The sequence below is a fragment of the Pseudoalteromonas sp. R3 genome, assembly GCF_004014715.1.
GTDB lineage: Bacteria > Pseudomonadota > Gammaproteobacteria > Enterobacterales > Alteromonadaceae > Pseudoalteromonas.
Window position 1 is genome coordinate 3,186,971 of sequence record NZ_CP034835.1, and the last position, 24,037, is coordinate 3,211,007.

Consider the following 24,037-nt stretch of genomic DNA (forward strand, 5'->3'; position numbering starts at 1 on the left):
CTATTCAATGATATCGCCACGTAGCAGATATTTACACACTGCCACTGTGCTAACAAAGCCAAGTAAGGCAATCAATAGTGCAGCCTCAAAGTACAGCGAAGTGCCCATATTCATACCATAAAGTACAATTAGAGCAATGGTATTTATGTACATAGTGTCTAATGCCAGAATTCTATCAGGAATGGAAGGTCCGACCACAAGTCGCCACAGATTAAGTAGCAAAGATACACCGATCATCGCAAAGACAATCAGAATCACCGTCTCTAACATGCAAAGATCTCCTTAATGGGTTTTTCATAACGCGTTTTAATCGTGTCGATCAACGCCGCCTCATCGTCCAGATCCAGAACATGGATCAATAAGTAACGTTGCTGTGGCTCAGAACCATCAACCATGTCTTCAGGCCATGGATAAACTTCAGCACTGACAGTGCCCGGTGTCAGTGACACGGTACTTGCTAAAATGGTGATTGGCATAGACTGAGCAAGATCAATGGGTACTTTTACAAAAGCGGGCTTCAATTTTCGTGTCGGCCCCAGAATCTTGATTGCTACCTCAATGTTAGCCATCAATATATCGTACAAAACCAGCAATAAATATTGCAGTGCCTTACCAGGTTTCAATACCAAAGGTTGTTTGGTACGAAATGGGAAAGTCGCCAGGGGAATAGCAACGGCCAAAATCGCAGCCAGGATCAAATGGCCTGGTGCCACGCTGTTATTTAGCAACAACCAAACGATGAACAGCATTAGGCTACGAAAAGGCGTCGGTAACCATTTATATTTTGCTTCCAAACGCATTTAGTTTACTCCTCCTAACACGTCCTGCAGTAGCCCTGTGAAATCGTGCAACTCCTGAGCCGCGAGCAACGCATATTCACTCAATGGACCTGCAAAAATCACCATCAGCGGGCTACAAAGTACCAATAAAAACACAGCACAGATCTGAGCTGGGTGAGCACGCTCCTGTTCACTTTCACCTTTACCTGAGTGATGCCAAAAAACAGTACTACCCGCTTTCGATACGGAGATCAGAATCGCCAGGCTTGCAACCAAATACACCAACCAGAACCAATTACCATAAGGCGTATCCAGTGTTGACCTCAAAATCCACACTTTGCCAATGAAGCCAGATAACGGCGGCATTCCAATAACCGCCACAGCGGCAACCAAAAACGCCCCACCTATAAGCAAAGGTTGCGCTACCGGTCGGCCGGCGGTGATCCGGTCTGCGACTTTTCCTCTTTGTCTGGCAATAAGATCCGCCAGCAAAAATAACGCAGCACTTACCAACGTCGAATGGACTAGGTAGTAAATGGCCGCTGCGCTACTTTGTACCGTTTGTACAGCAACCAGAGCAACCAAAGTACCGACTGATACAACGACCAGATTCGCCACCATTTTTCTTAAGTCCTGACTTGCTAACACACCGATAGCTCCCATCACTATGGTTGCGATTGCCAGCCACCAAAGCCAGTTTTGTGCCATGTGACTTAATTCACCGGCTTCTTCACCAAAAATCAGGGTGTACACACGCATCATAGAATAGACACCCACTTTGGTCATAATGGCAAACAAAGCCGCCACAACCGGCATCGCCGTCGAGTAAGTGTTTGGCAACCACAAATGAAGCGGCAATAATGCGCCCTTAAGTGCAAAGACAACCAGCAGCAGAAGCCCGCCAATCTTAGCCAGATACACATCGTCACCTTGTAGTAACGTCACTTTTTGTGCCATGTCTGCCATATTTAAGGTACCCAGCGTGCCGTAGAGGATCCCCAAAGCAATTAAAAATACCGACGATCCGACTAAGTTCAGGATCACATACTGTAAAGCAGCACGTGTATTGCGCTTATCACCACCGTGCATCAGCAGTGAGTACGAGGCAATCAACAGTACTTCAAAGAATACGAACAGGTTGAATGCATCACCTGTAAGAAATGCCCCATTGACGCCTAAGACTAAAAAATGAAGTAGCGGGTGGAAAAAACTTCCGCGCTCATCGTCACCGGCACAACTGTATAAACCACATACAAGCCCCAGAAATGACGTCAGTGTCACCAGCAGCGCGGACAAAGGATCTGCTATCAATACGATACCAAATGGTGCTGACCAGTTACCAATGGCATAAACAGACGTGCCATGCTCCTGCGTCATCAGCAGTAAAATTGCCGACGCCACTGTGGTCAGTACGCCCATACCGACTGATACGATGCGACGGGCTCTGAGATTTTTGCCACAAGGTGGCATCAACATAAAAATAGCAGCCAGCATTGGCAGCAATACCGGCAAAGAAGTTAGATGCTGCGTCATGCTTTGCTTTGCTCCTTACGTTGTGAGCCAACATTACGCGAAGACGTGTTCACTTCACTGCCATTAACATGGTCGTTGCCCAAATCAGCACGGCCACGAATAGCCAGAATGACCACAAAAGCCGTCATTGCGAAACCTATCACAATTGCGGTCAATACCAGCGCCTGAGGTAAGGGATCGGCATACCCGTCGCTAAACCCCAAAACCGCCGCTTTATTCATGGTCAGTCTGCCAGATGCAAACAAAAATAAGTTAACTGCATATGACAGCATGGTGAGTCCCAATACCACAGGGAAGGTGCGGGCTCGTAAAATCAGGAATACTCCGCAGGCCACTAACAGGCCCACACAAGATGAGTACAATAGCTCCATTAAATATTTACCTCTTCTTTAGGTGCATTGGCTGTCAACTTGCCCAGGCTCGCCAGGATCATCAAAGTTGCACCAACAACCGTAATATACACACCCAAGTCAAATACCAGCGCACTGGCAAGTTCAATCTCGCCAATTACCGGCAAATCAAAGTAATCAAACCAGCTGGTCAGGAACGGGCGGTCGAATGCCCAACTGCCCAAGCCTGAGATCATGGCTATGGCGATACCAGAAGCAATAATCTTGCGATAGTTAAGTGTAAAGCGCTCTGAGATCCAGTTCGAACCGTGCGCAATGTACTGCAAAATAAAGGCAATAGCAGTAACCAGACCCGCAATAAAACCACCTCCTGGCAAATTATGGCCACGCAGGAAGATGTATACCGATACCAATAGTGCCAACGGTAACAGGCTCTGAGAAATAGACGCCAACAGAATAGGGTAACGCTCTCTGGCCCAAGGGCGACCCTCAGAATCACTACCGGGCATAAATAGCGGTAAATTGATCAAAAGCTTATAAATTCCCAGTGCAGCAATACCCAGTACAGTAATTTCACCCAAAGTATCAAAACCACGGAAGTCGACCAAAATAACGTTCACCACATTGGTGCCCCCTCCCCAGTCTTTGCATTTGCAAGGAAAAAGTCTGAAATAGAGCTCAGTGGGCGCGTTATCAAGGCATAACAAATGCTACCCACAATAACACCAATGGCAGAAGCAATACCCAAGTCACGCAAAACGCGAACCGAGCTACTTTCTTTGGGTGTTCTTTGCGGTAAGAAGAACAGCGCCAGCATCAACAGAATGATAGTGACAACTTCAACGGTTAGCTGCGTAAGTGCCAGGTCCGGCGCAGAGAAGCGAGTAAACGCAACGGCCACCATCAGACCCACAACCGAAATCATTAACAAAGCAACCATACGTGTGCGATGCCAGATCACTGTACCTATCGCACCAATCATCAGCAAACCGGCCCCAATCGCATTGTGCACATCAATAGGGGTTGGTTTATTTTCACCAACTAACTGGCTCATTTCGAATAGCGGCCAGCCAGCGCTTAACAGCACCACCATTAACATCAACATCAGATATCGCTGTAGCGACCCATTTTCGATGGCGTCTATACGCGCACGACTCCAGCTGACCAGTCTATACATCGCATGCTCAAACCCTTTTTTCGCATTAAGAGGAGGCAATGATGCCTGGAATGTAAACAGATAACGACGCTGGGTGTAAATCAACAGACCACCACACACAGCAATACCGCTCATCAGCAGAGGTAAATTAAAGCCATGCCAGATGGCAATTTTAAACTGAGGAGGCTCTCCCCCCAATACGGCAGCAGACGCTACGTTAAGAATGTCACTGACAATAAAGCCCGGGAACATACCCACAATCAGACACAATGCAACCAAAATTTCGATAGGCACACGCATGTAACGGGGTGCCTCGTGTGGCTCCTTAGGTAAGCCAACCGGCTCTCCGTTGAAAAACACATCGTGAATAAAACGCGCCGAGTATGCCACAGAAAAGGCTCCGGCAATGGTTGCCAAAATCGGGATCAACCAGGACATTGATCCCAACAACTGCTGATGTAAGGTTTCAGCAAAAAACATTTCTTTCGATAAGAAGCCGTTCAACAAAGGGACACCGGCCATTGCAGCCGCGGCCACCATGGCGAGCGTTGCTGTGTATGGCATAAATCGCCACATACCATTTAGCTTGCGCATATCTCGTGTGCCGGTTTCATGATCTATAATCCCGGTAGCCATAAACAGTGAGGCTTTGAAAGTCGCGTGGTTGATAATATGGAAGATAGCCGCGACCGTTGCCAGTTCAGTATCTAAACCGAGCAACAAGGTTATCAGACCCAGATGGCTAATGGTCGAGAATGCCAGCAGTCCTTTGAGGTCATGCTTAAACAAAGCGATATAAGCACCGACCAGCAAAGTGACAAGACCGGTTAATCCAACCAGAATAAACCAAATTTCGGTTCCGGCCAGCGCCGGATAGAAACGAGCGAGCAAGAAAATACCCGCTTTCACCATAGTTGCCGAGTGTAAGTAAGCACTCACAGGCGTAGGTGCAGCCATGGCATGAGGTAACCAGAAATGGAACGGGAACTGCGCAGACTTAGTGAAAGCACCCAGTAATACCAGGATCAGAGCCAGTTCATATAGGTCGTGAGCTTGGATCAGTTCACGGCTGGCCAAGATAATATCCAGGTCATAACTCCCAACAATGTCACCCAGCAACAGCAAGCCGGCGAGCAGAGCCAGACCACCACCACCGGTGATAGCCAGTGCCATTTTGGCCCCTTTACGGGCTTCTGATTTGTGCCACCAGTAACTGATAAGCAAAAAGGAACTGATACTGGTTAATTCCCAGAACAGCCATAATTGCAATACATTATTCGACATCACTATGCCCAGCATCGCCGTCATAAACAGCATTAAGTATGCGTAGAGCTTGGGCATGGAATCGTTACTGCTGAGATAGTAACGCGCATAGAAGATCACCAATATGCCGATCCCCAGGATCAGGAATACGAACAACAATGATAAACCATCTAAGCGGAATGAGAGTTCTAAGCCCAACAGCGGGATCCACTCAATCGTGGTACGCAACTGTTCATTAGCAAACACCTCCGGAGCCATATAGCAGGCGAGCGCAAGTGCCAGTCCGGGCGCAAGCAAAGTTACCGCAGTCGAGTGATTGCGGGATAGTTTACCTGTAAATGATGAGAGTAAACTGCCTAATAAGGATAGCAAGGGTATCCAAAGCAATGTCATAAAGAAAACCTTTTATCTTCAATAACCGTAAATAACGGAACAGCGCGCAGTGTGTAGCTAGTGTTATGCATAGACTATCTGATTTATTTTGCGCACGTTTTTATCACACATAACGCTTACCAGTTATACTTGATTAGTATTTGAGTTGTCTAGACTTTCGCGCTCTATACGCTGCCATTTTAGCCAACATTTACAAACAATTCAGATTAAATTCATAAATAAACTGGGCTTTTAACCCCTGGCGGCTAGTTTGGCCTGAATAAATCGCTGAAAGTTGGTTGGTTTATTGCGCTGTTGCTGAAATGCCAATAACCAAAGCTCTTTGTAACGTACTGACAAAGCCAGACTCTGATATTGCATATTTGACATGGCTTGCTGAGGTTTGTAGGCAGGCAGCTCTCCAACCTCGCAGCTGTGGCTGGGGTACCAACCCTTGGGAGGCGTGTGACCTACATATAAATTGGGCGCCTTATGGCCTGGTGTCGCACATAGCCACTTTGCCTTTTCTGCGCCAATAGCATATTCATCTTCAAAGCCACTAAAGTGCATTAATTCATGAATAAACACTTTGTAGTCACTCTTAAGGTTTAAAGTCATAACCCCACGACTGACATTGGCCGCTCCCAACTCTGTCATCAACACCAAATGATCTGCCGAAGACCAGTGTGCTCTGCCCGGCATGTTAATAACATCACAATGTGCATACTTGTGTGCTTTCACACCACACTGTAAGTCCGCTCCCATATAAATCGGACCTGCAAAGCAATAACTTCCGGCATATGGCAAAGGCGCTGCAAGATACTGTGCTTTTAGCTGTTCCAGTTTACTGAGGCCCAACCAGGAGTCACTCAACATCAGTACTCGACGTTGACACTCTGAGTTTTCCCAGCTGACATCGCCTACTGTCTCTACAGCAAGTCGGTTTAAATCCGAGCGACCAAGTTGGCTGGAAGACACCCCTTGCATGAGCTGTGACAACGTCATGTATGGCTGAGGCAAGGAAAACTGCGCAGACAACTGAATTATCTCAGGAACAGCCTGTATCGCGGTCAGAGACTGCAATAAACGACTACGAGCCTGTATGCTAACAGTTTGCCAGTACGCACTGGCAAGCATTACAGCTGTGCTCAAATCACCTTTTTCAAGTAACCTGTGTGCCCACTCAAAAGCAGCGTCAGGCTGCCCAAGTCGGCGTAATGCCAACACTGAGTCATCGGGCAACTGAGGTATTAATAAGCTAGCCTGTTGGGTATCAAGGTAAAAACTGTGTGGGCTACGCTTAAGCAAAGAGAGCTGTGACTGACGCGAATTTGGCGAATTAAACAGCCAGGGGTTAGCCGTACTGCCCGCTATGAGAGTGATGCAAACCAGCATTACCACATAGCGCAGCATATAAGCAGACATAGTGTTAGCCTACATCCGCCTGATTCATTTCGTCAGCAATGATTTGTAATTCCAGACGCGCATATTTGTGCTCGACAAATTCATACACATTGGTGGCAAGTGCCAGTTTGAAATACTCGATAGCCTTGCCTGTCTTACCTTTAAACTGATAACGCTTGGCAAGATAGAAATAAGCTTCACACAGGCGCTCAGCGAACTCCTGCTGCGACTTAACGCCATCTCCCACCTGAGCTAGAAAGGCTTGCTGAGACAGTTCACCCAGATAAAGCTGTACCAACTGCGTTGCCCACTCGTCACTATTTAAAGCCTGGCTATGCTGCTTAAGCGCTGCTTTCGCCGCAACTGGATCGATTTCTGATTCAGCCAGATAAAGCCACATCAGCCGGTACGGGTCCTGAGGAGAACGCTCAAGAAAAGATTCAAAGTCACTCACTGCCAGCGCCGGGCGCTCACCGTAATACAGCGCAATCCCTCGGTTTAAGTAGGCATATTCATGATCTGTGTTTAGCTCCAGCACTGCATCAAACATTTCATAGGCTGTGCCATATTCTTGTCTGAGTGTGTGGTGAATACCCAAGAAGTTGTAGACCTCTGCTAAGTCTGGCTTTAGTTTGACTGCACGATTAAAGTCTATCCGTGCTAATGTGGTTAACCCCAAGCTGTCATATAGCATGCCACGGTTATAAAACAGCTGCGCCTGTTGATCATTATCCAGCGTTTTGTTCTGTAACAGCTCGCTGTATCTGGCAATGGCTATTTCATTGCGAAAATTGGCCGCCAGAGGCACGGCAAAAGGTACGGTTACATTCGGTACATCCACCGCCTGCTGGGTTGACTGGCATCCCAGCAAACTCATACATAGCAAAGGTAATAATAACAGTCTCAATCTATTTCCCCTTTTGGGCATGGTGCGAATTGGTGATCCGCTCGTCGCTACTCGGTTGAGCAATCATTAAAGCATAAAAAAAGGGGCCATTCAGCCCCTTTCATCGAAACTCATTGTTTCTTTGTCAGATCTTACTCAGCAGCAGGTGCCGCTTCTGACTCTAATGCTTCTTTGATGCTCAGACGCACACGACCCTGACGGTCTACTTCCAGTACTTTTACTTTCACTTCCTGACCAACGCTCAGGTGATCAGCTACGTTGTTTACGCGCTCTTTGCTGATCTGTGAAATGTGTACCAGACCATCTTTACCAGGCAGTACGTTTACAAATGCACCAAAGTCTACGATGCGGTTTACTTTACCTGTGTAGATAGTGCCTACTTCCAGCTCAGCAGTCAGTGCTTCGATACGAGCAATCGCTTCTTTCGCACTGTTACCGTTGGTTGCAGCAATCTTAATAGTACCGTCATCTTCGATTTCGATAGTTGTATCTGTTTCTTCCGTAAGCTGACGGATCACAGCGCCACCTTTACCGATTACATCAGCAATCTTCTTAGGTGGAATGTTCATGGTGTAGATACGTGGTGCGAACTCAGACAGGTCCTGAGATGGGCTAGCGATTGCCTGGTCCATCACACTCAGGATATGCAGACGTGCTGCTTTTGCCTGACGCAGTGCAATCTGCATGATTTCTTTGGTGATACCTTCAATCTTGATATCCATCTGAAGTGCAGTTACACCCGCGCTGTTACCCGCTACTTTAAAGTCCATGTCACCCAGGTGGTCTTCGTCACCCAGGATGTCAGAAAGTACGACAAAATCATCGCCTTCTTTAACCAGACCCATCGCGATACCCGCAACAGATGACTTGATTGGTACACCGGCATCCATCAGGGCAAGAGACGTACCACATACAGACGCCATTGAAGAAGAACCGTTTGATTCAGTGATCTCAGAAACCACACGTACAGAGTACGGGAATTCTTCAAGCGTTGGCATAACCGCTTGTACACCGCGCTTAGCCAGGTTACCGTGACCAATTTCACGGCGCTTAGGCGAACCGATGAAACCTGTCTCACCCACACAGAATGGAGGGAAGTTATAGTGCAGCATGAAGTGATGCTTCTGCGTGCCAATCAGGTTGTCCATCATTTGTGAATCGCGCTCTGTACCTAAAGTAGCAGTAACCAAAGCCTGAGTTTCACCACGCGTGAAGATCGCTGAACCGTGTGTACGTGGCAATACGCCCGTCATCACGTCAAGTGCACGAACCATGTCTGGTTCACGGCCATCGATCCGCTTCTCGCCCGCGATGATACGGCCACGTACGATTTTCTTCTCAAGTGAGCTGAACAGCTTAGATACTTCCTGCTCGTCCAGCGCTTCGCCTTCAGCCAGCTCAGCAGTCAACTTCTCAACCACCTCCGCTTTTGCTTCGCTTAGTGCATCTTTACGAGCAACTTTATCAGTGATGCGGTAAGCGTCACCTACTTTTTGCTCAGCGATGGCTGCGATTTTGTCAGACAGCTCAACGTTTTTCTCTGGTGCAGTCCAGTCCCAAGCTGGCTTGCCTGCTTCTGCAGCAAACTCATTCACAGCCTTGATGATAGCCTGTGATTGCTCATGGCCATACACAACCGCACCCAGCATTTCTTCTTCAGTCAGAATTTCAGCTTCTGACTCAACCATTAGTACAGCACCTTCGGTACCAGCAACAACCAGGTCAAGTTTACTTTGCTCAAGCTCTGTCACTGACGGGTTCAGTACGTACTGACCATCAGTGAAACCAACACGTACGGCACCGATTGGACCATTGAAAGGTACACCAGAAATTGCCAGCGCTGCAGAAGTACCAATCATTGCAACCATATCTGGTTGAATTTCAGGGTTTGAAGAAACCACTGTCGCGATAACTTGTACTTCGTTTACAAAGCCGTCCGGGAACAGAGGACGGATTGGACGGTCGATCAGACGCGCAATCAGCGTTTCATTGTCTGAAGGACGGCCTTCACGCTTCAGGAAGCCACCAGGGATACGGCCTGCCGCATACATTTTTTCCTGATAGTTTACTGTCAGAGGGAAAAAGTCCTGACCAGGTGCCGCTTCACGCTTACCTACAACAGTGACTAGTACAGAAGTGTCGCCAATACTGGCCAATACAGCACCGTCAGCCTGACGCGCAATCGCGCCTGTTTCCAGGGTTACTGTGTGTTGACCAAGTTGGAATTCTTTAATAATTGCTTGCACAAATATATTCCTTACAAAAATAACATATAAGCGCCAACAACGACCAATTACAGTCTTAAGCGGACTAATGAGGCTAATAACTATTTGATAAAACTGATTAAACCAAACAGAGCTAGATGATCCGCTTAAGCACTACAATTGGCTGCAGACTTGGCGCTGAACCGCCAGAATGGTGGTTCGGGCATAAGTATACTGAGTATATACCCACAAAAAAAGGGGCGATTTAGCCCCTTTTTTCTTATCGGATAAAAATCCGACGAATAATCAAATTCTTAGCGACGTAGGCCAAGCTCTTTGATTAGTGCAGAGTAACGCTCTACGCTCTTACCTTTAAGGTAGTCAAGCAGGTTACGACGCTGGCTTACTTTACGTAGCAGACCACGACGTGAGTGGAAGTCATGCTTGTGGTTCGCGAAGTGACCTTGTAGCTTGTTGATATCAGCAGTTAACAGTGCAACCTGAACTTCAGGAGAACCAGTGTCGCCTTCTGCGCGTGCGAATTTTGCTACGATTTCTGCTTTTTCTTGATTGCTTAGTGACATAATAAACTCCAATTGTTTAAGTAATGCTTCAGCCGATCACTAATTCAGCCAAAGCGACAAAGCGGGCGGCATTGTATCAGCAAATCCCCCCGCTGACAAAAAATTTTATTGTGCGCTGGATAAGGCCCGCTTGGCCTTTAAATGGCCGTGCTGGTTGCGCTCACCAATACCGACAAAACGACCATCAGCCACGACTTTCAGTACGCCCTCTGGCAGCTCACCAACCACCACGGTCTGACCGTGGCTGAATGCCACTCCCTGCTCCGCACTGATCTCTACCGCCGGTAAATCAACCAGCGCCGTGTCCATCGGGAGTAACAACGCATCGATGTAAGTCGACGGCGGCAAATCTTCCGCTTTGGCCTGCTGAAGTTTTTCTTCAAGCTCTTCCAGCGTAATCATTTTATCACTCGGATAATGGCCCACTTCAGAGCGATGCAGCATAATGACATGCGCCCCACAGCCAAGCTTCTCGCCCAAGTCATCCACTATGGTACGAATGTAAGTCCCTTTTGAGACATGCACTGTCATCTGGATCTCTTGCGCCTGCTCGTCGTATTCATCCAAGCTGATCGAATAAACGTTGATCTTACGACACTTGCGCGGCACTTCGATGCCCTCACGAGCGTACTTGTATAAAGGTTGACCCTGATACTTTAGCGCCGAATACATGGACGGATATTGATCCGACTCACCCAGAAAACTGGCGACGTCCTGCTCTAGCTGCTCGCGAGTAATTTGTACCGGACGTGTTTCAACCACTTCGCCATCAGAATCTGATGTCGTGGTACGTTCGCCTAGCTTGGCTCTTACCACGTACGTTTTATCTGTGTCCAGCAGGAACTGGGTAAACTTAGTTGCTTCACCAAAGCAGATTGGCAGCATGCCCGTTGCCAGCGGATCGAGCGCCCCTGTGTGACCCGCTTTTTGCGCAAAGTAAATGCCTTTGGCTTGTTGCAAGGCTTTATTGGAGGAGATCCCCTGCGGCTTGTTAAGCAACACAATCCCGTCTATTGGACGGCCTTTACTACGACGTGCCATCAGGCTTCTCCGTCGTCGCTTTTCGTATCAGACTGCGCTTCGTCACCACGCTTTTCATTGTCTTTGCGGATCACTTCATCAACCAGGTTAGAAATGCGCATGCCTTCCATCAATGAGTTATCCAGCACAAAACGCAGCTCCGGCATGATCCGCGCGCGGATCCGTTTGCCCAGCAGTGAACGGATATAGCCTGTCGCTTCATTTAAAATCGACAGGTTTTCTTTGGTTTTGTCATCGTCACCGCCAAGCACAGTGATAAAGACCTTGGCGTAGGACAAGTCGCGCGATACTTCTACAGCCGATACGGTGACCATGCCCAAACGTGGATCTTTAATCTCACGCTGCAAAATCACGGCAATTTCTTTTTGGATCTGTTGTGCAACACGATCAGTACGAGAAAATTCTCTCATTTTCACCACTTCAATTTAATCATTAAAACGGGCAATGCATACACTCGCCCACTAGAGGAAACACAAACACAAATGGGGGCTGACGCCCCCATTTCAAGGTTTAACCCCGATTGGATTACAACGTACGTTGTACTTCAACGGTTTCGAATACCTCGATTTGGTCACCGACCTTAACGTCATTATAGTTCTTAACGCCGATACCACACTCCATGCCGTTACGAACTTCTGCCACGTCATCTTTAAAGCGGCGCAGTGATTCAAGCTCACCTTCGTAAATAACAACATTGTCACGCAGTACGCGGATAGGTGCGCTACGTTTAACCACACCTTCAGTTACCATACAACCCGCAACAGAGCCGATCTTAGGCGACTTGAACACGTCACGTACTTCAGCCAGACCAATGATCTCTTGCTTGAATTCAGGTGCCAGCATGCCCGACATTGCCTGCTTCACTTCTTCGATCAGGTCGTAGATTACGCTGTAGTAACGCAAGTCCAGGTTTTCAGCTTCAATCACTTTACGCGCAGAGGCATCAGCACGAACATTAAAGCCAACGATGATGGCGTTAGACGCGGCTGCCAGGGTTGCGTCAGTTTCGGTGATACCACCTACGCCGCTACCAACGATCTTCACTTTAACTTCGTCTGTAGACAGTTTAACCAAAGAATCAGAGATAGCTTCGATTGAACCCTGTACGTCTGCTTTCAGTACCACGTTCACTTCAGACACGTCACCTTCAGTCATGTTGGTAAACATGTTTTCAAGCTTCGCTTTTTGCTGACGCGCCAGTTTCACATCACGGAATTTACCCTGACGGTATAGTGCCACTTCACGGGCTTTACGCTCGTCTTTAACAACAGTTGCTTCGTCACCCGCAGCTGGTACACCCGACATACCCAGGATTTCAACCGGAATTGAAGGACCTGCAGTCGTGATGTCTTTACCGTTTTCGTCTTTCATTGCACGAACACGGCCATATTCCAGACCACACAGTACGATATCGCCCTGGTTAAGCTCACCAGACTGAACCAATACAGTTGCAACCGGACCGCGACCTTTATCAAGACGAGATTCGATAACCACACCTGATGCCATGCCTTTGTGTGCCGCTTTCAGCTCAAGTAGTTCAGACTGCATCAGGATCGCTTCTAGCAAATCGTCAATGCCCAGGCCAGTTTTCGCTGAGATGTGAACGAACTGCGTATCACCGCCCCACTCTTCAGGAATAACGTCCAGCTGTGCCAGTTCGTTTTTAACACGATCCGGGTCAATGCCTTCTTTATCCATTTTGTTTACAGCGATGATAAGAGGTACTTCTGCCGCTTTGGCGTGTTGTACCGCTTCTTTAGTCTGAGGCATTACACCATCATCAGCCGCAACAACCAGTACTACGATATCAGTCGCTTTGGCACCACGTGCACGCATTGAGGTAAACGCTGCGTGTCCAGGAGTATCCAGGAAAGTGATCATGCCGCCTTCGGTTTCAACATGGTATGCACCGATGTGCTGAGTAATACCACCGGCCTCGCCCGCAGCAACCTTCGCTTTACGGATGTAATCCAGTGTTGAAGTTTTACCGTGGTCAACGTGACCCATTACGGTAACAACTGGTGCACGTTGCTCAAGCGCTTCACTTTCGTTACGCTCGCTCAGTACTTTTTCTTCCAGTTCGTTCTCTTTAACCAGAACAACTTTGTGGCCCATTTCTTCAGCCACAACCTGCGCTGTTTCCTGATCGATGACTTGGTTAATGGTAACCATTTCACCCATCTTCATCATCGTTTTAACGACTTCAACGCCTTTCACAGCCATACGTGATGCAAGTTCAGCAACTGTGATGGTCTCGCTGATACGTACTTCCTGCTTCACTTCACTCACTGGCTTCTTGAAGCCATGCTGTAGCGAGGTAGGCGCTTTAAGCTTGCCTTTTTTACCTTTACCACGCACTGGCTGAGCCACTTTTTCAGCTGGCTTTTTCTTTTTCTTACGACGTGCACTCTTTTCTTCCTGTGCATCTGACTCGTCTTCTGCTTCACGCGCATAAGTCGACGTCGTAAGGTGGTGATCTGCAGAAGCTTCGCGACGCGCGCGCTCTTCTTCTTCAGCTTTCCAGCGGGCTTCATTCTCTTCCGCTAAGCGTTTCGCTTCTTCTGCTTTACGCTTGGCTTCTTCTTCTGCTTTCTTTAGGGCAGCTGCTTCTGCTTCTTTGCGCAGACGCTCTGCTTCTAGTTTCTCTTTCTCTTGTTGGGCGCTATCCACTTCTTCACTCTGCTGTTCTTTCGCTTGACGTTCAGCTTGCGCTGCACGTTTTGCCTCATCTTTAGCCTTGCGCTCAGCTTCCTCTAATGCCTTACGCTCGGCTTCCTCTTGTGCCTTACGCTCAGCTTCTTCTTTGGCTTTTTGCTCAGCTTCTTGCTGAGCTTTCAACTCTGCTTCTTTGCGCGCAGCTTCCTCTGCAGCCAGTCTTTCCTGCTCTTTTTGCTGCTCGATTGCGCTCTTTTTAACGTAAGTGCGCTTTTTACGTACCTCGACCTGAACAGACTTTGCTTTGCCGTGAGAGCCTGTAACACTCAGAGTGCTCTTGCTTTTACGTTGCAAAGTCATGCGCTCCGGCCCTTCAGAACCGGTACCGCCGTGTTGCTTACTCAAATGGTCAAGCAATTGTGCTTTCTCACTTTCAGTAACATGGTCGCCAGTGGCTTTGGTGATCCCTGCATCTGCCAACTGCTGGAGTAATTTATCAACAGTTGTACCAATGTTTTCGGCTAGTTTCTCTATGCTCACTTCTGCCATATTATGCGTTACCTCCCGTTAATAAACTACTATTGCTCACCAAACCAACAAATATTACGTGCGGCCATGATCAAGTCACCCGCTTGTTGTTCAGATAATTCAGTGATTTCGACTAATTCGTCAATGCCCTGCTCAGCCAGATCTTCTAGCGTGATCACCCCTTTGCTGGCCATAACAAACGCCAGGTGGCGGTCCAGACCTTCAAGGTTAAGCAAATCTTCTGCAGGCTCTGCGCCTTCCAGGCTTTCTTCGTCACGCAACGCTTTCGTTGTCAATGCGTCTTTCGCACGCTTACGCAGTTCTTCTACTGTGTCTTCGTCCAGACCATCGATTTCAAGGAACTCAGCTACTGGCACGTAAGCTACTTCCTCTAACGTTGAGAAACCTTCGTTGATCAGTAACGTGGCAAAGTCATCGTCAATGTCCAGCGCTTCGGTGAACAGATTGATAAGCTTATCAGACTCTTCTGCGCTCTTGCGCTCCATGTCTTCCACTGTCATCACGTTTAGTTCCCAACCTGTCAACTGGCTGGCAAGACGAACGTTCTGACCGTTACGGCCAATCGCCTGAGCCAGATTGTCTGCTTCTACTGCAATTTCCATCGTACGGGTGTCTTCATCCATTACGATCGATGCAACTTCTGCAGGCGCCATGGCGTTAATAACAAACTGAGCCGGGTTGTCATCATACAATACGATATCAACACGCTCGCCACCTAGCTCGGTAGACACAGCCTGCACACGCGCACCACGCATACCCACACACGCGCCCACAGGGTCGATGCGTTTGTCATTTGATTTTACCGCAATTTTGGCGCGTGAGCCTGGATCACGTGCAGCACCTTTGAGCTCGATCATCTCTTCGCCGATTTCAGGTACTTCAATGCGGAATAGTTCCATCAGCATTTCAGGTTTAGAACGCGTTACAAACAGCTGCGCACCGCGCGCTTCAGGCTTAACCGCATACAGCAGACCACGTACGCGGTCACCTGGACGGAAGCTTTCACGCGGTAGCATATCTTCGCGGTAAATAACGGCTTCAGCGTTATTACCCAAATCAAGTACAACCGTGTCGCGTGATGCTTTTTTGACCACACCTGTAACCAGCTCACCTTCCTGATCTTTGTAAGCGTCAACAATCAGTGCACGTTCAGCTTCACGTACCTTTTGAACGATGACCTGCTTGGCCATCTGAGTCGTGATACGGTCGAACTGGATAGATTCGATTTGCTCTTCAACAAAGTCACCAAGCTGGATTTCTGGTTCTTCAACCTGTGCCGCTTCAAAAGTGATCTCTGCGTAAGGGTTTTCCAAAGAGCCATCTTCTTGTGGGTTTACCACCATCCAACGACGGAAAGTGTCATACTCACCAGTCTTACGGTCGATAGAAACGCGTACTTCGATCTCACCATCATGTTTCTTTTTGGTGGCCGTCGCTAGTGCGAACTCTAATGCTTCAAAAATCTTTTCTCTTGGGACTGCTTTTTCATTGGAAACAGCTTCTGCAACCAATAATATTTCTTTTGCCATAAGTATTGCCTCGCTTGCCCTTTTTCCTTCGCACCTAATTTTAAAATTTTGCGATCATGTTCGCGCGCTCGATGTTGCTGAGCATAAGGTGATGCTCCTGACCATCGACGGTTAGCGTGATCATATCGCCATTAACTGCAATTAAGTCGCCTTTAAAGTTACGGCGACCTTCCTGTGGAAGCTTTGTACGCAAGCGCACTTCTTCGCCCACTGCTTGCTCATAATGAGCTTGTTTGAATAATGGTCTGTCTACACCAGGTGAAGACACTTCCAGGTTGTATTCATTTGTAATGGGGTCCTCGACATCCAGAATAGCACTGACCTGACGGCTCACATCTGCACAATTATCTACATTGATGCCATTCTCATGGTCAATATAGATGCGCAGAGTCGAATGACGACCGGCTTGCATCACTTCCAGACCGAGCAACTCGAAGCCACAGGCTTCAACAGCCGGCTCTAACATAGTCGTTAATTCTTGCTCGAGTTTTGTCACAAATTACCTCCATACAAACAAAAAAAGGGCTCAAAAGCCCTAATGATTCAGCTGTTTGCTTCTGGGCTGGGCTCTATTGCTTAGCTCCAGATACAACAACGCCCCGAACCAAGCGGGGCGTCACACCAAAAACAAACTGTGTGGCCAGTGGCCGAGCTTGGTTGCGGGCTGTATCAGCCTAAATTAAGCATATGCTTAAACGCAAAACGCGCATTACGATGAATGCGCGAACTGTAAGAAATGAAGTCATTTCTTAAGCTTGGTTGCGGGAGCCGGATTTGAACCGACGACCTTCGGGTTATGAGCCCGACGAGCTACCAGGCTGCTCCATCCCGCGTCAACGTGCAGTCTGGCTGCATCAACTGGCGTGTATTATAGAGAGAGTTGCATAAATACGCAACCTTAGATACCGCCTTTAACCAAAATGGTACGATAATGTTCTGCCTTAAGCGACTCTCAGAACGACACGGCGAAAACATAACGTTCACACATCGAATATTCGAAATATTTTACCATTAAACAAACCAAGATCGAGAATAACGAACAAAAACATCGAAATTAACTTATAAAAAACTAGCCATTCACATTATTTTACCATTTAGCTTGTTCTTAAAAGTTAAACATCTATACTGGCGGCCCATCGAATTAATATCAATTGATGGAGAACCAGTCATGAAAAAGGTTATTTTATGCGCCTCAATGACAGCGCTGACAATATTATCTTTTAATACTCTAGCAAACAGTTGCGACGGCTTTGGCCCACAAACCCCACGGGATATTGATCAGCTGCATGGAGAAAATAAGCGGATATTTTCACTTGCACCGCCAGCCAGCGACATGAACTTATGTAATATCCATTTTCATAAGAATGCAGAACACAAAGCAAAGGACTTCTCGGTATTTGCAGGTAACGGTAAGTACGGTGGCTATCAATGTAATGCTACCAGCAGCCTGACCGAAGCTGAATTGCGTGCGCCAAAAGGTAAAGTTTGTAAAAACGTTAAGCCTGGCGATACCATTGAAGTTCACTGGGTACACAGTTCATGTGATGTTGCGCCCGGAAAAGGATTAGGTTCCTGCCTGAGTAATGAGTGTGCGAACCCAGACCTGCGCGTCGAAACTCAGGTTTTCCTCGTTGTAAACGATGAAGATGCACTGGACTTCAATGATTTAAGCTATGATGGCAACATAGTCAACGGCTACCATCAGGCGAAATATATTCCACAAACGACCGGTAAACCGGTTGAGTTTCTGGGTTCTACCACAGGACCCAGCTACAACAATAAGCAGTGTTCACCTCTTCAGGTCACCTGGAGTGTCAGACCGGCCTGCGCCAAAGTTGATATTAACAGCCTCGCCAGTTGGTGTGAGGACAACGTATTTGAAGAGGATCACGCCCACGGTGTCAGACAGTTAGTGACCGATCCTAAGTTACTTTCTCCGATAAAATAACATATTGCAGGCTGCCAGCTTCACCATGTGGCGAGCTGGTAGCCACCTTTTGAGCTTTTTAAACGCAAAACCTGGATAAAGTTTGCGCATCAAATCAAATTCTACCTATACTAAAACTGGTGGCGCTTGCATTACTGAAGTTTAAGCGCATTATGCCACTATTACTTTTACCCAAGTTACTGTAGCCCTCTCTCCCATCCATAACTGGTAAAGATAGTGAGGCTGCACAATTACTTGAGCAAACGGATTCGCTCTAATCGTATGTGGAGCGATTATGAGTATTTCACCTTATCAGTACCAGCTGTTGAACCAGTCTTTCACTACACTTAAGCCTAATTTTCACTGCTTCTGCGTAAGTTTCTACAATAAACTTAAACATTGCCGGGTTAGTATGACCTTGCCCGAATCAGAACGGCATGTTTTATCTTTGGAGTATCGACTACACGATTTTATGCAGCAATGCCTGATTAACCTTCCCAGGCAACATGCACTAACCCAGTTTCTTCGCCAACAGAGTATTTTGATTGCTGCGCTGGCACCTTCGGTCAAAGATATCAGCACTTTCTGCAACAGTTTGCTTGAAGTACTTAAGGTGCACTTGGGTGCACAGTTTACGCTTGCTGTACGCAACGCCTGGAAAAGAGCCCTGCATGTGTTTGCTAATATCATTAAATCGGAGCTGTTTGGGATCTCCAATGTTGTACAGCTTGATCGGTATCGTAATCAGGCCGCGGCACGCTTGAAAACTTAAGATTATCGAGTTTAGTCAGCAACTCCTGTACTTAAACCATAATTGATATTCATTGCGGTCATTCAAGAGGCCTTGTAAGTAGGTTATCGGTTTACCCGTTAGCTACAGGCCCGTTATGACAGAACAGGCCATCATAATGACAACGGACGGTGAAGTCAGTAAACTGACAGCAACTGTATTGATTTTGGTACTTAATATGAAGCGTTCTTTAATTTATGGCATAAGCTTATTCGCGCTGACTGGGTGTGACTTTCTGGGTGACTCTAAAGCTAAAATAGAGCAACAATATCTGGCCAATAATCACGAGCTGGAACAAGTGATTGCGGATATCAGAGAACATGGACTGGCTGCAATGAGTCAGTCCGCCGAAGCCGGCACGATGGCCAGTTGTGTAGTTAAGCAGCTGAATGCCGACCCCATGGGTTCCATGATTGAGGTGGAAGGCGCACTGCAAGACAGTGCGAACCTGGCGGATCTGATGGACACAATAACTGGCCTGGCTGATCAAGAACTTTCGATGGAAAGCCTGCCTAACCTAATACAAGCTGGCGCAGATACTATGAGCTATCTGAAAACTTTACTGGCAAACTATGAGCTAGCAGAACTACAACAGCAAGCACAAACTTTGTTGGAGCAGGGGCAGAGTAAAAGCGAAGACATAGGTTCTCACCTGAGAGGCCTGGTGGAGCAGTGCCAGTAGATTTTACAAAAATCAGGCTAGCTGAGTAACGCTAGCCTTTACTGGTACACAGCTATTTTAAGGTGTTAAATCGAGTGGTTACAGGTTTAATAAATCTTCCTTAAGCCTCATGTTCGACCTACCTGTTAGTTCACTGGTTAATAGCCATACAGTTGGGGATCAAAACAAACGCTGCCAACGCCGTTTTTTATTGCGTACCTTGTGAACCCAATTAACGTTTATAGTAGTCACAGCCAGGACATCTCGCTTAGTTTTAGAGATTAGCTCATAGCTGACACTTTCGGCAGACCCAAAAGCCAGCAAGTACTCGAAGTGGCTAGCATTAGCCCAGCACTGTAAAATCTTCTTAGAGCTACTCTCTCTTATACAGTAATCACCCGCTTGAGGGGCCGAAATTGAGAACGTCACATCAGTGTAGCAAGTTCTTCCTTCATGCAATGCAACACACTTATTCGGTGCAGCCTGTAATATCCCTTTCCTATCATCTTTGGAAGTCGCATACGCAGTTGTCGAAGCGCAGAGCATCCCGATAGTGATGGCTGAAGTGAGCTTAAAATACATATTTCACTCCAGTAAAAAGTACTCTGGCATGGTTTGACTCCAATAATGGGCTCTCTTTTGCCTCGCTGGAACCAACTAAAAATGACATACCCGCGCTAAACTCCCAGTTCTCTGCAATCGGGTAGCTTAACTGAGCCTGGACAAATGCCGACATCCCGCTACCTGGCTCATAAGGTGTAAGATAGTCATTGCGCTCTTCTTCAGTCACGCCATAAAAGTAGTTGTTAAAATTACTGGAGTAATAGTTGGCACCAAAGTTAAGCCACAGGTCCCAATTACGTAACTCGAAGTTACGCGTCGCTTCGAGGTGAAAAACCCAGCCATTAGTATCACCAAAGACATCATAAACCAGTTCTGCCACGGCCAGATAATCGCCAACGGCACGGTAGTATGCAACGCCCAGTGATTGATCCGGATCTCTGTCTTTTATGCCCTTTAGCTCTTTAACTACGGGATCATTGGTATCGAAGTAACCCGTTTCGGTAAAGGGCAACTGATAATTTCCATAAATGATATCAAGCCCCCACTCTTCCTCCTGAATGAATTGATATCCCAGATCAGAACCACCAAAAAAGTCACCGGAGTATGTCACCAGATAGAAGTTTTTGTATTGTAGTTTTATATCAGCTCGCAGGGTAGGTGGTGCCGGAGAGTTGTCGGCGCCAATTAACTCAGGAAGCACCATGTCTACATAAAAGGCACCTATACTCAACTGCCATTCCAGACCATCGTCTTCTAGCCGGTCTTCTTCTTTATCACCAGCGCTGTCATTGGCATAAACCTGATGCGACAGGCAAAGAAGCACAGCAGAAAGTAACTTTATAATTTTCATCGTTATTATGGCTTTTCATGTGCCTAAATTAAGTCCCCATCATACCTGAGGTCAACGAGGACAACAAGATGTCAAAATTAAGATTTTATTTAACCAATATTTAATACTAATGTAACAGTGTCGTTTTCTAATTCCCGAGGCTCATATAGAGCCTTAATTCTAATTATTGGAACAACACTACAATGAAAAAACTATTTCTTCTCTGCGCATTGACGCTGACAGCCTCCGGAGCACACGCTTTTAGTCAGGAAACACATAAACGTATTGTCATCGATGCCGTCAATTACATGGCACAAAACCCATCAACCACGCAGTTCGCCAGGCTTCAGGCATACGCACAGTCGCATGGTATGAGCGTAGCTCAGCTTGCTGATGTAATGGGACAAGCTGCCTATGACGTCGATGATTTTGAAGATACTTTCTTCTGTGGCGCCATTACTGGCGACTGTGTACAGGCACCTTTATGGGGCGCAGCTCAAAGTATTGTTAAATACACCAGTTATTGGCACTTTCAAAATCACACTCAAGGCGCTGATGTCCATGGTAATGACTTTGGTGGATACAATTATGACAAACTCACTGTTTGGGGCACGGTCGACAACATGGCAGCCACCTGGTTAAAAGGTGACTATCTGGATGACGGCAAAGGGGGTGAAACAGGCTGGTTTAGTGCCGATGACAGTGAATATGACAGCTATGGCATCACAGAAAAAAACTACCGCTTAGAGAGCCACTCCAGATATAGCATGTACGATGACTTTGAAGAAATGCCATTTCAGCCGATCGATAACTTGGGCCAGTACTGGTATCAAAGTTATCTGCAAAATGGCAACCCACAGATCCTGGGGTTTGTATTTCACACCACGGATCTCCTTCAACCTCACCATACCTGGACGACGTCAGATCTAAATCATGCCAGCTGGGAAGCTTGGGTGAAGGACTACTATGATCAGGAAAACCTCAATAACCTCGCATTGGTAAAGCAGGCAATGGGAAGCTTCTCAACACCGGATGCCACAAATAAAGATATTCGTCCGTTACTTACTCAAGGCGGTGCCTATTCTTATTCTCAAGGTGGTATCGTACTGAATTCAGAAGATCACTACGATCGCTTGAATACTGCGCGTCAGGTCATTCCGCATGCTATCGCAATGGTCGTACACATGCTTAATCATGCTATGGTAGCCCGTTAATGAACTACCTTGTTTTACTCTTGGCAGGCTGTTTAAGCCTGCCATGTTGGGCAACACTGACTCAACTAACTAAGCCAGAACTGGCCTTAATGCAATCTCTCTACACCCAGCAGGATCGCGGTCTATCCTCGGCAGAACTGAATAAGCACTTGCTTGAAAATCAGTTTTTGCTGGCTACAGCGCAACAACTCAACCCCGAGCTATTGCTCCGTCAATCCAGTGTCGGGTTTGATAACGACTACCATATACGTCGTCTTATTGTTACTTTACTCACGCATCAATTTCCTGAGCTCAAATCCATCAGCAAAGAAAAATCTAAGGCGCCTTTTAGCGCACAAGCGCTTAGTGAACTACTTGGAGACTACCCTGCTAACGGTAACTACCAGACCAGACAACTCGAACAGTGGCAACAAGTGCTGATTCTCGACACACCCAAAGTAACCATGGCGAACTTGCTAACCAGCCAATCAATGCAAAATCGATTTCGTCTTCATCAGGGCGATATCGGCTTGCTAGCCCATCAGCTTGATGAATGGCGCTACTATGCAAAGCTCACCAACAAAGCCACGCCTTTACTGGCAAAGCATGGGTTGACACTGTCGCGCCTGAAACTGCTAGCTAAAGGCGAGCTTTTACGTCCTCCGATGCTGGCATTTTTAGGGATCAAGGCACAGTTGCACGGCGAACGCAGCGCATACCTGGAGCAGCTCAGAGCGTCTGTCTCTCAAGCGGAGATCCACCGCTATTATAAGCAGCACCGCAAAAACTTCAGGTACAAATCGCAACTGCAAGCCGTTGCAACCACCTTTGAATCACAGGCGCAGGCACAACAGTTTCATCGCCTCATAGGTAAAAAAGGCATGGAGCAGGCTTTAAAAGAGACACAAAAACACAACGAATTCGACTCTGCTGGCAAAACCACAGCAGTTTTCATTACCAGGGAACATCAAAAGCGCTGGCTTGCACAACTGGCTTTCAGTAGTCAGTCGGGCAAAGCAACCCCTCCGGTGAGAACTCCCTCGGGTCATTGGGCCGTGGTGTATAGCCAGAACCCTGAATATGCCTATTATGCTGAGGACAGTGAAACAGTGAGATATCAAGCATTGGAAGCTCTAACCATGCAACGTGCCCAGGTTGCCTATCAGCAAAAATTCAGACACTGGCAAACACAACATGGGGTAACACTCTGATGACCCGGTTACAGGCTGTTGCACTGACACTCGTTATGAGTGGTCTGGGTTATGCCCTTTGGGTCCTGCTATCCCTTGCGCCTTTACCAACTGTGGAGGTGCGCGCACAGCGCACCTCTGCCCCAACTGAGCAAACGGGCGCTCAACACGACACATCAACCTCCACCGAAAACACAGCGATTTCAGCACCTTTGCTCGGCACAGCTGAAATGCCTGCTGCGATAACTGCTCCCAATAAAGAACCTGTGTCAGAAAGCACACCTTATATTCCGCCCATAGTTTCCAGTACGCCAGCCCCGGCATATTCTGGAGACTTGTCCGATCATCAAGCCTACCTGGCCTATCAGTCTGGCGAAATGAATAGAATGAAACAGGACTATATCGCTGCTGTTGACAAAAAAGTCGCCCGATTAGAGCTACTGCTGGAAAAAGGCGTTAAACACAAGCTCCCCGAGCAGCAGCTTCAGGAAGCACGAGATAAAATACAGGGACTAAGAGCCATGCAAAAACGACTGCGCAAGGAACTCGCGCAGTAG

General features: G+C 47.3%; 21 protein-coding genes, 1 tRNA gene and 1 pseudogene. 6 read left to right on the forward strand and 17 right to left on the reverse strand.

Features of this window, described 5'->3' with window-relative positions; genetic code table 11:
• The 15 genes and pseudogenes from ELR70_RS19060 to ELR70_RS19130 all read right to left on the reverse strand — a co-directional run bounded on the left by ELR70_RS19060 (nt 1) and on the right by ELR70_RS19130 (nt 17,159).
• Entirely contained in the window at nt 1-270 is a 270-nt protein-coding gene (locus tag ELR70_RS19060) for a K+/H+ antiporter subunit F (protein ID WP_010385043.1), read from the reverse strand.
• On the reverse strand, nt 264-800 hold the full coding sequence (locus ELR70_RS19065; protein ID WP_054015299.1) for a Na+/H+ antiporter subunit E: 537 nt from the start codon (nt 798-800) through the stop codon (nt 264-266). The genes ELR70_RS19060 and ELR70_RS19065 overlap by 7 nt, the downstream gene beginning before the upstream one ends.
• Complete coding sequence (locus ELR70_RS19070; RefSeq protein ID WP_054015300.1) at nt 801-2,312, reverse strand: monovalent cation/H+ antiporter subunit D; 1,512 nt, start codon at nt 2,310-2,312, stop codon at nt 801-803.
• Nucleotides 2,309-2,683 (reverse strand): Na+/H+ antiporter subunit C, encoded by a 375-nt coding sequence (locus tag ELR70_RS19075; protein WP_054015301.1) that lies wholly within the window; start codon nt 2,681-2,683, stop codon nt 2,309-2,311. The genes ELR70_RS19070 and ELR70_RS19075 overlap by 4 nt, the downstream gene beginning before the upstream one ends.
• Nucleotides 2,683-5,474: pseudogene (locus ELR70_RS19080) on the reverse strand (monovalent cation/H+ antiporter subunit A). Before ELR70_RS19080 ends, ELR70_RS19075 begins: the two are co-directional and overlap by 1 nt.
• Nucleotides 5,475-5,705: 231 nt before the next feature.
• On the reverse strand, nt 5,706-6,878 hold the full coding sequence (locus ELR70_RS19085) for a hypothetical protein (RefSeq protein WP_054015303.1): 1,173 nt from the start codon (nt 6,876-6,878) through the stop codon (nt 5,706-5,708).
• Between the two features lie 4 nt (nt 6,879-6,882).
• Entirely contained in the window at nt 6,883-7,785 is a 903-nt protein-coding gene (gene nlpI / locus ELR70_RS19090; RefSeq protein ID WP_054015304.1) for a lipoprotein NlpI, read from the reverse strand.
• A gap of 110 nt (nt 7,786-7,895) precedes the next feature.
• On the reverse strand, nt 7,896-10,010 hold the full coding sequence (gene pnp / locus ELR70_RS19095) for a polyribonucleotide nucleotidyltransferase (protein WP_054015305.1): 2,115 nt from the start codon (nt 10,008-10,010) through the stop codon (nt 7,896-7,898).
• Nucleotides 10,011-10,282: 272 nt separating this feature from the next.
• Nucleotides 10,283-10,552, reverse strand: a complete 270-nt coding sequence (gene rpsO, locus ELR70_RS19100; RefSeq protein WP_010385052.1) for a 30S ribosomal protein S15 — start codon at nt 10,550-10,552, stop codon at nt 10,283-10,285.
• A 105-nt stretch (nt 10,553-10,657) separates the two neighbouring features.
• On the reverse strand, nt 10,658-11,593 hold the full coding sequence (gene truB, locus ELR70_RS19105; protein ID WP_054015306.1) for a tRNA pseudouridine(55) synthase TruB: 936 nt from the start codon (nt 11,591-11,593) through the stop codon (nt 10,658-10,660).
• Nucleotides 11,593-12,003, reverse strand: a complete 411-nt coding sequence (rbfA, locus tag ELR70_RS19110) for a 30S ribosome-binding factor RbfA (protein ID WP_054015307.1) — start codon at nt 12,001-12,003, stop codon at nt 11,593-11,595. The genes truB and rbfA overlap by 1 nt, the downstream gene beginning before the upstream one ends.
• 115 nt (nt 12,004-12,118) lie before the next feature.
• On the reverse strand, nt 12,119-14,797 hold the full coding sequence (infB, locus tag ELR70_RS19115) for a translation initiation factor IF-2 (protein ID WP_054015308.1): 2,679 nt from the start codon (nt 14,795-14,797) through the stop codon (nt 12,119-12,121).
• A 29-nt stretch (nt 14,798-14,826) separates the two neighbouring features.
• Complete coding sequence (gene nusA, locus ELR70_RS19120) at nt 14,827-16,326, reverse strand: transcription termination factor NusA (protein WP_054015309.1); 1,500 nt, start codon at nt 16,324-16,326, stop codon at nt 14,827-14,829.
• Between the two features lie 40 nt (nt 16,327-16,366).
• Nucleotides 16,367-16,822 carry a ribosome maturation factor RimP gene (gene rimP / locus ELR70_RS19125; protein WP_054015310.1) on the reverse strand — a complete coding sequence of 152 codons (456 nt, stop codon included), beginning with the start codon at nt 16,820-16,822 and terminating at the stop codon, nt 16,367-16,369.
• 260 nt (nt 16,823-17,082) lie between these two features.
• A tRNA-Met gene (locus ELR70_RS19130) sits at nt 17,083-17,159 on the reverse strand.
• A 335-nt stretch (nt 17,160-17,494) separates the two neighbouring features.
• Between ELR70_RS19130 and ELR70_RS19135 the strand changes: the two genes are divergently transcribed.
• From ELR70_RS19135 to ELR70_RS19145, 3 genes are all read left to right on the forward strand, one after another.
• Entirely contained in the window at nt 17,495-18,274 is a 780-nt protein-coding gene (locus tag ELR70_RS19135) for a delta-class carbonic anhydrase (RefSeq protein ID WP_054015311.1), read from the forward strand.
• A 274-nt stretch (nt 18,275-18,548) separates the two neighbouring features.
• Entirely contained in the window at nt 18,549-19,025 is a 477-nt protein-coding gene (locus tag ELR70_RS19140; protein WP_054015312.1) for a globin, read from the forward strand.
• A 115-nt stretch (nt 19,026-19,140) separates the two neighbouring features.
• The gene (locus tag ELR70_RS19145) at nt 19,141-19,725 is read left to right on the forward strand and encodes a hypothetical protein (protein WP_235577085.1); all 585 of its coding nucleotides are present in this window, start codon (nt 19,141-19,143) and stop codon (nt 19,723-19,725) included.
• Nucleotides 19,726-19,884: 159 nt separating this feature from the next.
• Here the strand turns inward: ELR70_RS19145 and ELR70_RS19150 are convergent, their stop codons facing one another.
• Entirely contained in the window at nt 19,885-20,286 is a 402-nt protein-coding gene (locus ELR70_RS19150; RefSeq protein ID WP_054015313.1) for a DUF3019 domain-containing protein, read from the reverse strand.
• Nucleotides 20,276-21,118, reverse strand: coding sequence for a MipA/OmpV family protein (locus ELR70_RS19155; protein WP_235577086.1), 843 nt, complete (start codon nt 21,116-21,118; stop codon nt 20,276-20,278). Before ELR70_RS19155 ends, ELR70_RS19150 begins: the two co-directional genes overlap by 11 nt.
• Nucleotides 21,119-21,300: 182 nt before the next feature.
• On the opposite strand from ELR70_RS19155, the gene ELR70_RS19160 reads away from it, so the two are divergent.
• From ELR70_RS19160 to ELR70_RS19170, 3 genes are read left to right on the forward strand one after another with little or no spacing between them, the layout of a single operon-like run.
• Nucleotides 21,301-22,311, forward strand: a complete 1,011-nt coding sequence (locus ELR70_RS19160) for a phospholipase (RefSeq protein WP_054015314.1) — start codon at nt 21,301-21,303, stop codon at nt 22,309-22,311.
• Complete coding sequence (locus ELR70_RS19165) at nt 22,311-23,501, forward strand: peptidylprolyl isomerase (protein WP_054015315.1); 1,191 nt, start codon at nt 22,311-22,313, stop codon at nt 23,499-23,501. Before ELR70_RS19160 ends, ELR70_RS19165 begins: the two co-directional genes overlap by 1 nt.
• Nucleotides 23,501-24,037, forward strand: a complete 537-nt coding sequence (locus ELR70_RS19170) for a hypothetical protein (RefSeq protein ID WP_054015316.1) — start codon at nt 23,501-23,503, stop codon at nt 24,035-24,037. Before ELR70_RS19165 ends, ELR70_RS19170 begins: the two co-directional genes overlap by 1 nt.